General features: G+C 55.9%; 14 protein-coding genes. 11 read left to right on the top strand and 3 right to left on the bottom strand.

The features are described 5' to 3' along the window. Positions 1 to 5: 5 nt before the first annotated feature. Positions 6 to 1,214, bottom strand: coding sequence for a PP2C family protein-serine/threonine phosphatase (locus QPL95_RS03400; protein ID WP_303289590.1), 1,209 nt, complete (start codon positions 1,212 to 1,214; stop codon positions 6 to 8). 114 nt (positions 1,215 to 1,328) lie between these two features. On the opposite strand from QPL95_RS03400, the gene QPL95_RS03395 reads away from it, so the two are divergent. Further along, complete coding sequence (locus QPL95_RS03395; protein WP_303289589.1) at positions 1,329 to 2,813, top strand: HD domain-containing protein; 1,485 nt, start codon at positions 1,329 to 1,331, stop codon at positions 2,811 to 2,813. Positions 2,814 to 2,825: 12 nt separating this feature from the next. Here the strand turns inward: QPL95_RS03395 and QPL95_RS03390 are convergent, their stop codons facing one another. Then, complete coding sequence (locus tag QPL95_RS03390; RefSeq protein ID WP_368389723.1) at positions 2,826 to 3,833, bottom strand: NAD(P)/FAD-dependent oxidoreductase; 1,008 nt, start codon at positions 3,831 to 3,833, stop codon at positions 2,826 to 2,828. A gap of 20 nt (positions 3,834 to 3,853) precedes the next feature. Between QPL95_RS03390 and QPL95_RS03385 the strand changes: the two genes are divergently transcribed. The 10 genes from QPL95_RS03385 (at position 3,854) to QPL95_RS03340 (ending at position 12,324) form a co-directional block, all read left to right on the top strand. Continuing rightward, entirely contained in the window at positions 3,854 to 4,810 is a 957-nt protein-coding gene (locus QPL95_RS03385; protein ID WP_303289587.1) for an acyl-CoA desaturase, read from the top strand. A gap of 2 nt (positions 4,811 to 4,812) precedes the next feature. After that, positions 4,813 to 5,283, top strand: a complete 471-nt coding sequence (locus tag QPL95_RS03380) for a nuclear transport factor 2 family protein (protein WP_303289586.1) — start codon at positions 4,813 to 4,815, stop codon at positions 5,281 to 5,283. Then, entirely contained in the window at positions 5,280 to 6,068 is a 789-nt protein-coding gene (locus QPL95_RS03375) for an SDR family oxidoreductase (RefSeq protein ID WP_303289585.1), read from the top strand. The genes QPL95_RS03380 and QPL95_RS03375 overlap by 4 nt, the downstream gene beginning before the upstream one ends. A 25-nt stretch (positions 6,069 to 6,093) precedes the next feature. Beyond that, positions 6,094 to 7,359: an NAD(P)/FAD-dependent oxidoreductase gene (locus QPL95_RS03370; protein WP_303289584.1), complete on the top strand. Its 1,266-nt coding sequence runs from the start codon at positions 6,094 to 6,096 to the stop codon at positions 7,357 to 7,359. A gap of 2 nt (positions 7,360 to 7,361) precedes the next feature. Beyond that, positions 7,362 to 8,261, top strand: coding sequence for a DUF1365 domain-containing protein (locus QPL95_RS03365; protein WP_303289583.1), 900 nt, complete (start codon positions 7,362 to 7,364; stop codon positions 8,259 to 8,261). After that, on the top strand, positions 8,249 to 9,523 hold the full coding sequence (locus QPL95_RS03360) for a cyclopropane-fatty-acyl-phospholipid synthase family protein (protein ID WP_303289582.1): 1,275 nt from the start codon (positions 8,249 to 8,251) through the stop codon (positions 9,521 to 9,523). Before QPL95_RS03365 ends, QPL95_RS03360 begins: the two co-directional genes overlap by 13 nt. Beyond that, the gene (locus QPL95_RS03355; RefSeq protein ID WP_303289581.1) at positions 9,520 to 10,044 is read left to right on the top strand and encodes a DUF2878 domain-containing protein; all 525 of its coding nucleotides are present in this window, start codon (positions 9,520 to 9,522) and stop codon (positions 10,042 to 10,044) included. The genes QPL95_RS03360 and QPL95_RS03355 overlap by 4 nt, the downstream gene beginning before the upstream one ends. Further along, the gene (locus QPL95_RS03350; RefSeq protein ID WP_303289579.1) at positions 10,041 to 10,784 is read left to right on the top strand and encodes a hypothetical protein; all 744 of its coding nucleotides are present in this window, start codon (positions 10,041 to 10,043) and stop codon (positions 10,782 to 10,784) included. Before QPL95_RS03355 ends, QPL95_RS03350 begins: the two co-directional genes overlap by 4 nt. A 79-nt stretch (positions 10,785 to 10,863) precedes the next feature. Continuing rightward, positions 10,864 to 11,676 (top strand): exodeoxyribonuclease III, encoded by an 813-nt coding sequence (gene xthA, locus QPL95_RS03345; protein WP_303289578.1) that lies wholly within the window; start codon positions 10,864 to 10,866, stop codon positions 11,674 to 11,676. 18 nt (positions 11,677 to 11,694) lie between these two features. Further along, positions 11,695 to 12,324, top strand: a complete 630-nt coding sequence (locus tag QPL95_RS03340) for a TetR/AcrR family transcriptional regulator (RefSeq protein WP_303289577.1) — start codon at positions 11,695 to 11,697, stop codon at positions 12,322 to 12,324. A gap of 16 nt (positions 12,325 to 12,340) precedes the next feature. On the opposite strand, the gene QPL95_RS03335 is transcribed toward QPL95_RS03340, so the two are convergent. Continuing rightward, the gene (locus QPL95_RS03335) at positions 12,341 to 12,763 is read right to left on the bottom strand and encodes a phasin family protein (RefSeq protein WP_303289576.1); all 423 of its coding nucleotides are present in this window, start codon (positions 12,761 to 12,763) and stop codon (positions 12,341 to 12,343) included. Between the last annotated feature and the right edge of the window lie 139 nt (positions 12,764 to 12,902).

The following is a 12,902-nucleotide window of genomic DNA, read 5'->3' as shown; positions in this document are numbered from 1 at the left end:
TGCCACTAAGTCGACGACGTGTTATCTGACCCGATTAACGAGTCAGTTACCGATACTATCGCTATATCGTCAGGCAGCTCCGAGATTTTACCAAGGCCCAGAGCGTCGCTCAGCGATGCGATAGTGTGACTACCTCCTGAAACGAGTTCAAGTAGTGTCTTTTCCTTTTCATCCAGCGATTTCGCGGCGATCACTTCCAGAATACCGTCTGAAAAGAGCAACAACCGAAAGGGGCGATCAAGTTTTACCGTGTACAGCTCCCACTCCGGTGTCTCAAAAAGCCCCACCGGCAACCCGCTACCTTCCAGAAAACGGGTCTCGCCATCCAGATACGAAAGTATCGGCATTGGGAAGTGAGCCCCTACCGCATAGCTTAATATTCGCTCAGAAATTGAAATAATGCCTACAAAGACCGTTACGTGTTTGCCGAGACCCGTATCCAGCAATTCGGAGTTAATGCGTTCGAGGAAGCGCTCCGGGTGCAGAATGTCGTCACTGGATTTCCGGCGAAGGTTGCGCTGAAGGCGATTGGTCAGGTTTTTCAGAAGAACGGTAACAAAGGCGGAACTGGCACCATGGCCGGATACATCTGCGATATACACCAACACTTTGTCTTCGGTAAGGCGGAAGTAATCGAGGAAGTCGCCGCTCAGGTACAGGGAGGGTTTGATCAGGTGGTCCACATGCAGGCCCGACAATTCCAGCTTGTGGTCCGGCAGCATTTTGAGCTGCACCTTGCGGCCCGCGTTCTGGTCTGCCCTCAGCTCTGCAATGCCACTGCGCAAATCCCGGTTGGCTTCTTCGAGCTCCTGCCGGTATAGCTGGTTCAGGCGGTTAACCCGAACCCGGTCAAACAGCTTACCGATCACATCATCCAATGCACCCTTGTCGTCATTGCAAGGTTTGAGCACAACATCGGCTGCGCCGGCACGAAGCAACTGAACAACCTCGTTACTCGATGGACTGTTGGAACAGGCTACGATCGGAGTGAAACTCTCCGCCTGATCCAGCCGACGGGAAAGATCCCTGATGGCCTCAGGTGACAGGTCTGCGAAGATCACATCGGGGATGCTGTCATTGAAAAGGCACCGGGCAGCACTGAGATCCGGATAACCGGTCACGTAGAAGCCCCTGGCCTCAAGGTACCGTGACAAGTCTAAGCGGGCCTGTTCGTCGGCGTCGATAATCAGTATGCGCTCAGTGCGCGAGGTCATGTTGATTGCCCTAAACTACCAGCGATAAAAGAAAAACCGGCTTTATACCGCCTATTCTGGCATGCCCTTGTGATATAACAAGGCCAGACTCATCATTTTGGGAGATTTGTAACCATGCGACGTGCCGTCAATGACCTGCTCGGTGCCTACGACAAGCTGATCATGGACCCGGTTCATGGTGGCATTCCGCTCTATCGGCACGAAATCCAGGTCATCGACCACCCCCTGTTTCAGCGTTTGCGAAACATTTGCCAGAACGACATTCTGAGCCTGGTATTCCCCGGGGCGACCCATTCCCGGTTTCTGCACAGCATCGGTGTGATGCACGTAGGCACCCGGATGTTTCGCTCGATGATTGATGCCTACCTGCGGGAGCGTCAGCTCAGCGAACGAACAGATCTGAGCCTCAGTCAGCTCGATGCGATCGACTATCTGGCCAAGGTGATCCGGCTCGGGTGCCTGCTGCACGACAGCGGCCACTCCAGCTTTTCACATCAGTTCACCCAGGCCCGCCGCATTCGCGATCTGATGTCCCGGCCCCAGCGTTTTCTGGATCTGTGGCAGGGCGTGGACTACACCCTGTATCACCCGGAAGAACCTGAAGAGCTGGAGCATGAGCATTACTCGGTTCGGGTCGCCCACGAAGTGCTGTCCGCTGTCGACCTTGGAGGCGCGGGCCTGAATGCAGAAGACGTCATTGGCATCATGGAAACCACTCAGGTCACGCCCAGCGATACGTTCCGCCGCCATGCCCAAACCTTCTGGAATTTTATTGCAGGAGACGACGCCGTAGCCGGTTCCATAACAAAGCAGGACGTGCCAAGCCTGGTTATGGGCCTGTTGTCATCGATTGTGTCGGGCGAAATCGATGCGGATCGGGCCGACTACATGCTTCGGGACGGCTTTCACAGCTCCGTGACCATTGGCGGCTTTAACCTGGATCATCTGCTCAGCAATCTGCGATTTGGATGGGATGTCTCGGAGCCCTGGATGGGCTTGGCGATTACACAGAAAGGGCTCGGCGCGCTCGAAGATTTCGTTTACAGCCGCTATCAAATGTACCGGAAGGTATACGCCCACAAGACCGCGCTCGGTTTTGACTGGCTGCTGCGCGAGGCGATCAACGAAGTGCTCGAAGATGCCGAGAACTTCGAGTGGATTGATACCTGCCTGAGTGACATGAACTTTTTCGCTGAGCTGACCGACAACTTTTTCTGGGAAGCTTTCCGCAAGGTTGCCCGCAAGCAGCCGAGGAGCTACTCGTTCTGTATTGTAAACCGGGTGAAACTGAAGCACCTGGATACCCGGGAAAATATGAGCAAGGCAGAGATTCACACGCACTGCCACTGGCTGGCCGGCGAGCTGGGGCTGAACGCTAACGATGTGGTGACCTGTTCGATGCGGGCCAGATTCTCGAACATTCAGGACAATTTCAACGGCATCAAGGTGTTGGTTAAAAACCCCATCACCCGGGAACGCTCGCTCAGGAAGATCACCGATGTCAGTGCGTTTTTCTCGAAATTCGAAGACGGCACCATCACGCACTTCTACAGCCGGCCCGAAGTCGCGGTTTCAGCGGCTCCGGACCTGACCGAATAGCGCCCCTGTGGGTTAGCCAGCCAGCATTGCTTCGGCGAGCCGGCTGGCACTGTCCCAGGCACCTTCCACCCTGCCCCCGGCAAGCCAGTCTCCGGCTATCCCAACACCCGCCTTCGCGTCGAATAGATAGCCGGGCAGGCCCTCAGAAACCGAGCGGGCGTATAGCCAACGATGTGCTATGGCCTGATCTGCTGCGGCGCCGCTGTGGCCGGGCATCGCTGCGAACTCAGCAAGCAACTGTTCAGACACATCGTCAGAGCTGGCATCCACATGCGCCGCTGTCCATTCCGGAGTGGCATGCAGCACCCACCATTGCCCGGAGTCATTCCGCCCCGGCTTTGATGAGTTATTTGCCACCCAATAGAGCGCTTTGGAATCCGGGCGCATCGCTTCAAATTCTGTGAATGGAGCCTCATTAAAATGCGCTGCTACAGCCCAGCATGGCAGAATCTCACCCACCGGCCCTTTAACGTGATCGGCAAGCGAAGTCAGGCCACTTTCCAACAACAGCTCCTCCGCCTGAGCCGGTGGCGCGGTGATAATTACCTGGTCAAACACGCCACGATCGACACCGTCGGTACACAGTAACTGCCACTGAGCACCTACCCGATTCAGCCGGGCAATGCGAACCTGGGCCTGCAGCGAAACTTTCTCGGACAACCCCCGTGTTATGGCCGTCATTCGCGGAACACCCACGTAGCGAGGCTCGCCGGGAAAGCTCTGCCAGGTTTGACCGGGACCCTGAAAACCAAACTTTGCAGTCCACTCCTGAAAACTGTCCACCCCAGCATGCTCTTTAAGAAACGTCAAAAATTTCGGGTTCCGGGCAGTAAAGTACTGGGCTCCAATGTCCGCAGAACCCTCCGCCACTCGTTTAGATGCCATGCGCCCACCCGGCCCGCGACTTTTCTCAAACACACTGACATGATGGCCTGACTGGCCAAGTAAAATTGCACAGGTTAAACCGGCGAGCCCTGAACCGATTACCGCGATACTGCGTATTGAAGGGGTGTCTGACATTACTTTGAGCATGGCAATTTATGACCCGAGTTAATTACTGGTTAACAAACATTCTGAGATGGTTCGACTCCGAAGCCGGATCAGATCACCTCGACACAAGCTCCAGAAAATTCAACTGGATCAGGGTACTTCCCTTTATCGCACTGCACCTGGCCTGCCTACTGGCACTTTACACCGGCGCAAGCCCGTTTGCAGTCGGCTTTGCCATTGCCTTTTTTCTGGTTCGGATGTTCTCAATCACTGGCTTTTATCATCGATACTTTTCACACAAGACATTCAAAACCAGCCGACCTGCTCAATTTGTGTTCGCCGTGCTTGGTGCCAGTTCGGCACAAAGGGGACCTTTATGGTGGGCGGCACACCATCGCCATCACCACCAGCACTCAGACCGGCCTGAGGACCTCCACTCGCCCCATCAAGGAGGGTTCTGGTGGTCACATATCGGGTGGTTCACCTGTGACGCCGGCTTTGCTATGGACGAACGAAGAGTCCGGGACTGGTTGAAGTTTCCTGAGTTGCGGTTCATCAACCGATTTGATTCGCTGGTGCCGGCCGTGTTTGCCGTCATGATCTTCCTGCTGGGCGAGGCTCTTGCTACCTGGGCTCCCGGTCTTGGCACTAACGGCTTTCAACTATTGGTCTGGGGATTTTTTATCTCCACCGTCGCCCTTTTCCATTCCACGGTATCGATTAATTCCCTGTCGCACGTTTGGGGCAAGCGCCGGTTTGAGACCAGCGATGACAGCCGCAATAATTTCTGGCTGGCCCTCCTGACACTGGGTGAAGGCTGGCACAACAACCATCATCGCTGGCCGCAGTCGGCGCGCCAGGGTTTCCGCTGGTATGAGATCGACATCACCTGGTACGGCCTGTGGCTCCTCTCCCGGCTCGGCATCATCTGGGACCTTAACCCGATACCGCCTCACATCATGAAAGAAACCATGGACACCGACAGAAACAGACAGAGGAGGTCCTGACCATGACACCATCCGACAACGTTGTGGAAGTGTGCTCCCGTGAGCGGGCTTTGCAGATCGTTCTTGAGCAATTTTGCCAGCTTTTCAATCAGCTGGACAAAGGGAATCTGAGCAAGCTACCGCTTGTTTACGGCGAGGACATCCAGTTTCAGGACCCCTTTGGTAAAGTGGTCGGGCTCGACGCCCTGACGGAGTATATGGCGGGGGCCTATCGTAACGTTCTGGAATGCCAGTTCCGCTTTGGCGACCCGGTTATGCAGACAAGCTGGTGCAGCATTCCGTGGATCATGGAGCTCCGTCACAAGCGAATCAACCACGGAAAACCTGTTTTTGTCGACGGTATCAGCCACTTGGAAATCCGTAACGGCAAAGTGCGCTTTCACCGTGACTATTTCGACGCCGGCCAGCTGCTTTATGAAAACCTGCCAGTGGTGGGCGGTGCCATTCGCTGGGTCAAGAGGCAAGCAGGATGAGCAAGCGACTGCAGTCCGTAAGCAATATCTGGCTGACCGGGGCATCGTCTGGCATCGGGGCCGCGCTCGTTCGTCAGCTGGCGAGCGAAGGCCATAACCTGATCATCAGCGGTCGGCGCCAGCATGCACTGGATGAACTGGCGCAGCACTGGCCGACTCAGATCAGTACGGCCGTGGCCGACACGACCAGCCGTGAAGAACTTGCCGCCATTGCGGACAATCTGAATCACTTCGGCGATCTTGATATGGCGATCCTGAACGCCGGCACCTGCGAGTATCTGGAAATCGCCGATTATGATAGCTCGGTGATTGAGGCCAACCTGACCACCAACCTTCTGGGCACTGCCCGTAGCCTGGATATTGCGCTGCCGGCCCTGCGCGCCACCCGGGCCAAAGGCAAACCTGCCACGTTGGTGATTGTCAGTTCGTCTGCCTGGTGGTTTCCTTTCAGCCGCGCTGAAGGCTATGGCGCCTCCAAGGCGGGCCTGACCTACTTTGCCCAGGCACTGCGGGCCGATCTTGCCGCCGAAGGCATTGAGGTGGTGGTGGTTTCACCTGGATTCGTTAAAACCCCGCTGACCGACCGCAACGATTTTCCGATGCCCTTTCTGGTCACCGCGGAAGAAGCCGCCCACCGGATCAGCGCTGGTCTGACCAAGGGCAAGAACGAGATCGCCTTCCCTCGCCGCTTCACCTGGTTGCTCAAAGCCCTCGGGGCGTTACCTCAAGGGTTAATCGACCGAATGGCGGCCGCCATGGCCCGAAGCTCCGACCAAAACGTTTGAAGTGTTTGCCACAGGAAAACAATGCATGAATCAGGATCGTCAGCGAATTGCTGTGATTGGTGCCGGGGTATCCGGTTTGACAGCTGCCTGGCTGCTTGCCGAGCACCATGATGTCGAACTTTTTGAAGCCGCCGATTATGCAGGCGGCCATACCAATACCGAACAGGTCGAAGCCGGTGGGCGCACCTGGCCGGTCAATACCGGCTTTATTGTGTTCAACGACTGGACCTACCCCAGTTTCATGAAGCTTATGGACCGGCTGGGTGTGGCATCTGAAGTCAGTGACATGAGCTTTAGCGTGGACTGCCACTCCTCGGGCCTTCAGTATAACGGCACCAGCCTGAACACTCTTTTTGCCCAACGTAAAAACGTGTTCAACCTGAATTTTCTAAAGATGATCCGGGAAATCCTCCGGTTCAACAAGGAAACCCGGGCAGACCTGGCTGATGGTCAGATCCCCGAAGGGGAAACCCTGGGCGAATACCTCAACCGTAACCGTTACAGCCGATACTTCCGAAAAAACTACATCGTGCCTATGGGGGCGGCTATCTGGTCTGCTCCGGAAATCGTTCTGGAACAATTCCCGATCCGGTTTTTCCTGCAGTTCTTTAACAATCATGGCATGTTGTCGGTGGACGACCGGCCTACCTGGCGGGTGATCTCCGGCGGCTCCGCCACTTACGTCACCCGAATGATGGAGCGCCTTGGGCAGAAAACGCATCTGAACAGCCCCGTGTCCGCCATTCAGCGGGATGACGACGGTGTAACGATTGTCACCAATGGCCAGAGCCACCGGTTCGACCAGGTCGTGCTCGCCTGCCACAGCGACCAGGCCCTGGCCATGCTGAGTGATCCCACCGAGCGGGAACGGGACATTCTGGGCGCCATAGGCTATCAGAGGAACGATGTGGTGCTGCACACCGACGCCAGCGTGTTGCCGTCAAACCGTACGGCCTGGGCCGCCTGGAACTATATGATTCCGGAGCACAGTACCCGGCCGGTTTCCGTCACCTACAATATGAATATTCTGCAGAACTTTGACGACGCACCCGAAACCTTCTGCGTTACCCTCAACCGGAGCCACGACATCGCGCCTGACAAAGTGATCAAGCGCTTTGAATACGACCATCCGGTTTTCACGTTGGATGCGGTAGCGGCCCAGCAACGATACGATGAGATTGGTAACCACAACCGCACTCACTACTGCGGCGCCTACTGGTTCAATGGCTTCCATGAAGACGGTGTGCGCAGCGCACTGAGAGTGACCAAGGCCTTTGGTGTGGAGCTCTGAGCATGGCCAGTGACTGGCTCGAAGGAACCATAAGACATCGCCGTAAGTTACCGGTTAAGCACGAATTTCAGTACAACATAGGAATGTTGGCTCTGGAACTGGAAGACTGGCACGGCGTGACCGGCATCAGTCCTTTCTTTTCCCTTGAACGATTCAACTGGCTCGGGCTGAGCCGAAAGGACTACCTGGACCCACAGGAACCGGACCTGCGACTGGCCGTGATCAAACGGGTGGCGACCGCTACCGGCTGGACACCGGACGGCCCGATCCAGCTGATCACCCACCCGCGTTATCTGGGATACGTGTTCAACCCGGTCAGTTTCTACCTCTGTTATGCCCTGGGCCAAACACCTGATAAAGGCGACGTTCCCCGGGTTATTCTGGCGCAAATCACCAACACTCCCTGGAAGCAGCGCCATGTGTACTGTCTGGAGTGCGTGCAACCCGGGCCCGGCGACAGGGAACACTGGCACACCGAACGTTTCGCCTTCAGCAAACGCTTTCATGTGTCACCGTTCAACGGCATGAACCAGCACTACCAGTGGTTGTTCAGCTTCCGGGGGCCAGAACTTCGCATTCACATGAATGTGGAAGAAGATAGCCACAAACATTTTGATGCCACCCTGGTAGTCCAACGCACAGCACTTGATCGTAAAACCCTGCATAGAAGCCTGCGGCGGTTTCCACTGGAAACCCTCAAAGGCGTTGCCGGCATTTACTGGAATGCTCTGAAGCTGAAGTTCAAAGGTGCCCACTTCCACACACACCCGGACAAGCTCGACACGCAGGATGCTGCGTATCGGCGGGGACTGGAAGATCAGGGCCTGGACATCAGCGAACAGACGGCAACCACATCACCCAATAACGAACTTGCAGGAAGGGTAAGCTCATGGAGAACCTGAACACCGCCACTGAAACTCAAGGCACCGCCGCGGAGCGCCTGCCTGTGATAAGCCGCATGGCGCGGCAGCTGGTGTGCCAGCAACTGGGCCAGCTCGGTCACGGCAAGCTGGTGGTTCGGGAGGCCGGTTTTGAAGATCGGGTATTCGGAAAAGCAGATGAACGCTATCCGACGGCAGAGCTGGTCATTCATAACCACAGTACCTGGCGAGATCTGGTGACCGGCGGCAGCGTGGGCGCTGCCGAATCCTATGTGGCCGGCGACTGGAGCTCCCCGGATCTGGTGGCGCTGCTGCGCTTCTTTACCCGCAACCTGGACACCATGAACGCCTTCGAGGACAAGTTCAGCTGGATCAGCAAACCCACCCTCAAGGCCTTACACTGGCTTAATCGCAATACCCCGGAGGGTTCGCGCAAGAACATCAGCGCCCACTACGATCTGGGCAATGATCTGTTCAGCCTGTTCCTGGATCCCACCATGATGTATTCCTCAGCCATCTATCCACGCGAAAATTCCACGCTGGAAGAAGCCGCGGTGCATAAGCTGGATGTCATCTGCCGCAAGCTGGATTTGCAGCCCGGCGACAAGGTGGTTGAGATCGGTACCGGCTGGGGCGGATTTGCCATCCACGCCGCCAAACACTTCGGCTGCCATGTCACCACCACCACGATCTCCAAAGAGCAGCTGGAACTGGCCAGGGCACGGGTGCAGGCCGAGGGCCTCGAGGACCGTATCACCCTGCTGTTTGACGATTACCGGGATCTCAGTGGCCAGTTCGACAAACTGGTATCCATTGAAATGATCGAGGCCGTTGGCCCGCAATTTCTGGACAGTTACCTGTCCCAGATCAGCCAGTTGCTGAAGCCCGACGGGCTGGCGCTGGTGCAGGCCATCACGATGCCAGAGCAACGTTATGAGCGGGCGTTGAAGAACGTCGATTTCATCCAGCGCTATATCTTTCCCGGAAGTTTTATCCCGTCTTTTGGCACCATTTTGGCTTCCATGCGCCGCGGGTCTGATCTGGTGCTCGCGCAGGCAGAGGACTTCGGCTTCCACTACGCTCGCACCCTGCACGATTGGTCCGAGCGCTTCATGGCCAATCGTGGTGCTCTGGACGAGCAAGGCTACGACACGGCTTTTCAACGCCTGTGGCACTTCTATTTTGCCTACTGTGAAGCTGGCTTCAGCGAACGCGCCATTGGCGTGTCCCACTTGCTGATGGCGAAGCCGGCCAACAAACGCACCAACATAATCAGCCTATGATCGCCTCAGAAGGTGGCCGCAACCTGCTCAACTTCCTGTTGTTTCAGGTTGGCTGGTTCGTGTGCGTACTGTTCCCGGGCCTGCCAGCTGTTGCGCTGGCAGGCCTGTTTCTGTTGATACACCTGCTACTGGTCAGCCAGGCCCGGTTTGCGGAATTGCAGTTTATCGGGGTGGGCGTGGTTCTTGGCGGCCTGCTCGACACACTGTGGTTCCGGGCGGGCGTACTTGGGCTCGCCGGCACAGAGAGTGTGCTGGCTGCGCCACTCTGGCTTATCGCCATTTGGGCCATCTTTATGACCACCCTTTGCCACTCCCTCAGTTGGGTGGCCCAACGGCCATGGCTGCCATTTGTACTGGCCCCTTTTGCGGGCTCACTGGCCTACTGGTCCGCCAGCAAACTGGGCGTCGTTACACTCCCGGACCTCACTTTTTCATTGGCCGCCATAGCACTCGGCTGGCTCGTTCTGTTCCCGTTGCTTCTGTTTATCCGAAAGCACGTGTACACGGAGTTGGCCTCATGATTCGCAACCTGTATCGACTGACACTTTTGCTATGCGCCACCGCCCCAACCTATGCGGCTGACCGCTTCGAATTCCAGGGGATCGCCAGAGACCTCGACGGCGATACCGTTCTGTATCAAGAGATGCACCGGGTAAGCGGAATCTGTACAGAAGGCAGCTTCCGCCCCCTGGCGCATGACGTTGAGTACCAGAATGAGTCGAATTCAAACAGCTTTGCCAACAAGACGCTCAACTATGAAGGCTCACCAATCAGGCCCAGCCTCGACTTTCAGCAGCCGGATTTTAATGAGCAACTACAGATTACCTACCCAGAACCGACGAGCCTTGAAATTCTCTGGCAACCGCCCGAAGACAAACGGAAGGTATTTACCGTGAGTTTCGACGAGGGCCTGGTCGTTGACGCAGGCTTTGACCATTTCGTCAGAACTCACTGGCAGGCCGTTACTGCAGGCGAATCGGTGGAGTTCCGGTTCCTGGCGCCAACCCGCGGGGATCACTATGGATTTGTGCTTGAACCGGCCCCCAAGTCTAAGCTTAATGCCGACATTGTCGTTCAGATTCGACCGACCAGTCTGGTTCTGCGCTTTTTGGTGGACCCAATCATACTGGGCTACAACCAGAATGGCGCACTGACCCACTACAAGGGCCTGACCAACATTCGAGCCGACTCAGAAACAAATTTCAGTGCCCACATCCGCTATGAAGTCACTCGTTATCCGGCGTGTGACCTGACATCCTGAAGGTGAGGCTGCGGCCACACAGTATCACTGCGACTGTGTGGTAAACTCCGCGTCAAACAGATTCGGAGACTCCGCAGCCATGATGTTCGTGTCGTTTAACGTCAACAGTATCCGCACCCGCCTGCACCAGCTTGAAGCCGTTATTGAAGAGCTCAACCCAGACTTTATCGGCCTTCAGGAAACCAAGGTTCGGGATGAGGAATTTCCGGAGGAAGCCATCCGGAAGCTTGACTACCACGTGCATTTTCACGGCCAAAAGACCCATTACGGCGTCGCCCTGCTCTCAAAGCAGGCACCGGATTACGTGATCAAGGGCTATCCGTCTGACGGCGAAGATTCCCAAAAGCGGCTGATTACCGGCCGCTTTGACATCAACGGCGAGCCTCTCACCGTCATCAACGGCTACTTCCCCCAGGGTGAAAGCCGCGACCATCCCGTGAAATTCCCGGCCAAGCAGAAGTTTTACGCGGACCTGATGACCTACCTCGATGAACTGGCCAGCAAACCTGGGCATATTGTGGTTATGGGTGACATGAACATTTCACCGACCGACAAGGACATCGGTATCGGCCCGGACAATGCGAAGCGATGGCTACGTTCTGGCAAGTGCAGCTTCCTGCCAGAAGAGCGCGATTGGCTGAGCCAGATTGAAGGCCGTGGCTTTACCGATGTCTATCGCTATCTACACCCAGATGACGCCGACACATTCAGCTGGTTTGATTACCGCAGCAAAGGCTTCGAGCGGGAGCCAAAACGGGGTCTGCGTATCGACCTGATCATGGCGAGTGACAGCCTGCTGGGTAAGGCCAGAGAAGCCGGTATCTCCTACGCGGTTCGTGCCATGGAACGCCCCTCGGATCACTGTCCGGTATGGGCAAGTTTTGAACTGTGACGGACTGATAGAGCGCCTATGAAGAAAATAAAAACCAGGGATCGGATTCTCGGCACCAGCCTTCAGCTGTTTAACTGTGTTGGCGAGCCCAACGTCACCACACTGCTTATTTCAGATGAGCTGGATATCAGCCCCGGAAACCTCTACTACCACTTCAAGAGCAAGGGAGACATTGTCGAGGAACTGTTTGACAGTTTCGAAGCTGAGATGTTGGATTTACTGGCCGTCCCCGAAGACGCAGCAATTCCGCTGGATCAGTTCAGCTTTTTCCTGCACCTGTTGTTTGAGGCAGTCGCACGTTACCGCTTTCTGTATCAGGATCTGGTCAACGTGCTGTCGCGTTATAGCCAGCTTCAAGTGCGTTTTCGGCGCGTGCTCAAGAAAAAGAACCAGGCCTTTCACTCGCTGTGTGAGAGTTTCCGGCGACAGGGAATAATGCAACTGGGCAAGATTGAGCTCGAGTCATTGTGTCAGCAGCTCACACTGACAGTCTGCTACTGGAGCAGCTTCGACACCTTATCCCACCTGGACGACCGGGAATCGGTAGACCCGGGTAAAGGAGTGCACCAGATGTTGCATCTGATACTCCCCTACCTGGCAGAAGAAGAGCAGGAGCAGGTCCGCCTAACCAGCGAAACCTATCTCTGAGGGCGAGCTTCGGACTCTACTCCTCGTCATCACCCGCTGCAGACCGGCCACCCCGCAACCGGGTCAATTCACTTTCCAACGATTCAATACGGCGTTCCAACGCTTCAATGTCTTCGTTTCGGTAAATGCCCAGACGCCGGAGCGCACCGGAAACACGTTGATCAAACATATGCTCCAGTTTATCCCAGGTACCCGTCGCCCGCTCGCGCACTTCACCAACTCGATCTTCTACGGTACGGATCTGCTTTTCGACAACGCCCCGGGTTTTGGATTCCAGCTGCTCACCTTCCTGAACCAGGCGATCAAAGAACTTTCCGGCGTCTTCTTCAGCCTTGGTATAGGCGCCAAGCCCGGCCAACCAGATCTGACGAGCAGAATCCTTGATTTTTGCGGGCAGTTGCGGATCATTCTCTGGATTTTGATCGTCGTGATCAGACATGCATACCTCTCGGGAGCGCTCGTTGGGGTTCAGAGTCTATTGTATTACAGCCATTCCGCGATTTCAGTGCCTAAGATTGCATCGCCGAAACCCACGCCGCGAAAGGCCGCAGTATAAAAAGAGGTGGTATATGAAAAAA

The sequence above is a fragment of the Marinobacter sp. SS5-14b genome (assembly GCF_030541005.1).
Lineage (GTDB): Bacteria > Pseudomonadota > Gammaproteobacteria > Pseudomonadales > Oleiphilaceae > Marinobacter.
Note: the sequence above shows the minus strand (reverse complement) of the source record. Positions and strands in the feature narration are given on the sequence as shown.

What these genes read in the sequence shown, in the direction of transcription:
- QPL95_RS03350 (WP_303289579.1), top strand. Translation starts at nt 10,041, where the DNA reads ATGATTCGCAACCTGTATCGACTGACACTTTTGCTATGCGCCACCGCC.
- QPL95_RS03380 (WP_303289586.1), top strand. Translation starts at nt 4,813, where the DNA reads ATGACACCATCCGACAACGTTGTGGAAGTGTGCTCCCGTGAGCGGGCT.
- QPL95_RS03385 (WP_303289587.1), top strand. Translation starts at nt 3,854, where the DNA reads ATGACCCGAGTTAATTACTGGTTAACAAACATTCTGAGATGGTTCGAC.
- QPL95_RS03360 (WP_303289582.1), top strand. Translation starts at nt 8,249, where the DNA reads ATGGAGAACCTGAACACCGCCACTGAAACTCAAGGCACCGCCGCGGAG.
- QPL95_RS03395 (WP_303289589.1), top strand. Translation starts at nt 1,329, where the DNA reads ATGCGACGTGCCGTCAATGACCTGCTCGGTGCCTACGACAAGCTGATC.
- xthA (WP_303289578.1), top strand. Translation starts at nt 10,864, where the DNA reads ATGATGTTCGTGTCGTTTAACGTCAACAGTATCCGCACCCGCCTGCAC.
- QPL95_RS03355 (WP_303289581.1), top strand. Translation starts at nt 9,520, where the DNA reads ATGATCGCCTCAGAAGGTGGCCGCAACCTGCTCAACTTCCTGTTGTTT.
- QPL95_RS03390 (WP_368389723.1), bottom strand. Translation starts at nt 3,833, where the DNA reads ATGTCAGACACCCCTTCAATACGCAGTATCGCGGTAATCGGTTCAGGG.
- QPL95_RS03375 (WP_303289585.1), top strand. Translation starts at nt 5,280, where the DNA reads ATGAGCAAGCGACTGCAGTCCGTAAGCAATATCTGGCTGACCGGGGCA.
- QPL95_RS03340 (WP_303289577.1), top strand. Translation starts at nt 11,695, where the DNA reads ATGAAGAAAATAAAAACCAGGGATCGGATTCTCGGCACCAGCCTTCAG.
- QPL95_RS03370 (WP_303289584.1), top strand. Translation starts at nt 6,094, where the DNA reads ATGAATCAGGATCGTCAGCGAATTGCTGTGATTGGTGCCGGGGTATCC.
- QPL95_RS03335 (WP_303289576.1), bottom strand. Translation starts at nt 12,763, where the DNA reads ATGTCTGATCACGACGATCAAAATCCAGAGAATGATCCGCAACTGCCC.
- QPL95_RS03400 (WP_303289590.1), bottom strand. Translation starts at nt 1,214, where the DNA reads ATGACCTCGCGCACTGAGCGCATACTGATTATCGACGCCGACGAACAG.
- QPL95_RS03365 (WP_303289583.1), top strand. Translation starts at nt 7,362, where the DNA reads ATGGCCAGTGACTGGCTCGAAGGAACCATAAGACATCGCCGTAAGTTA.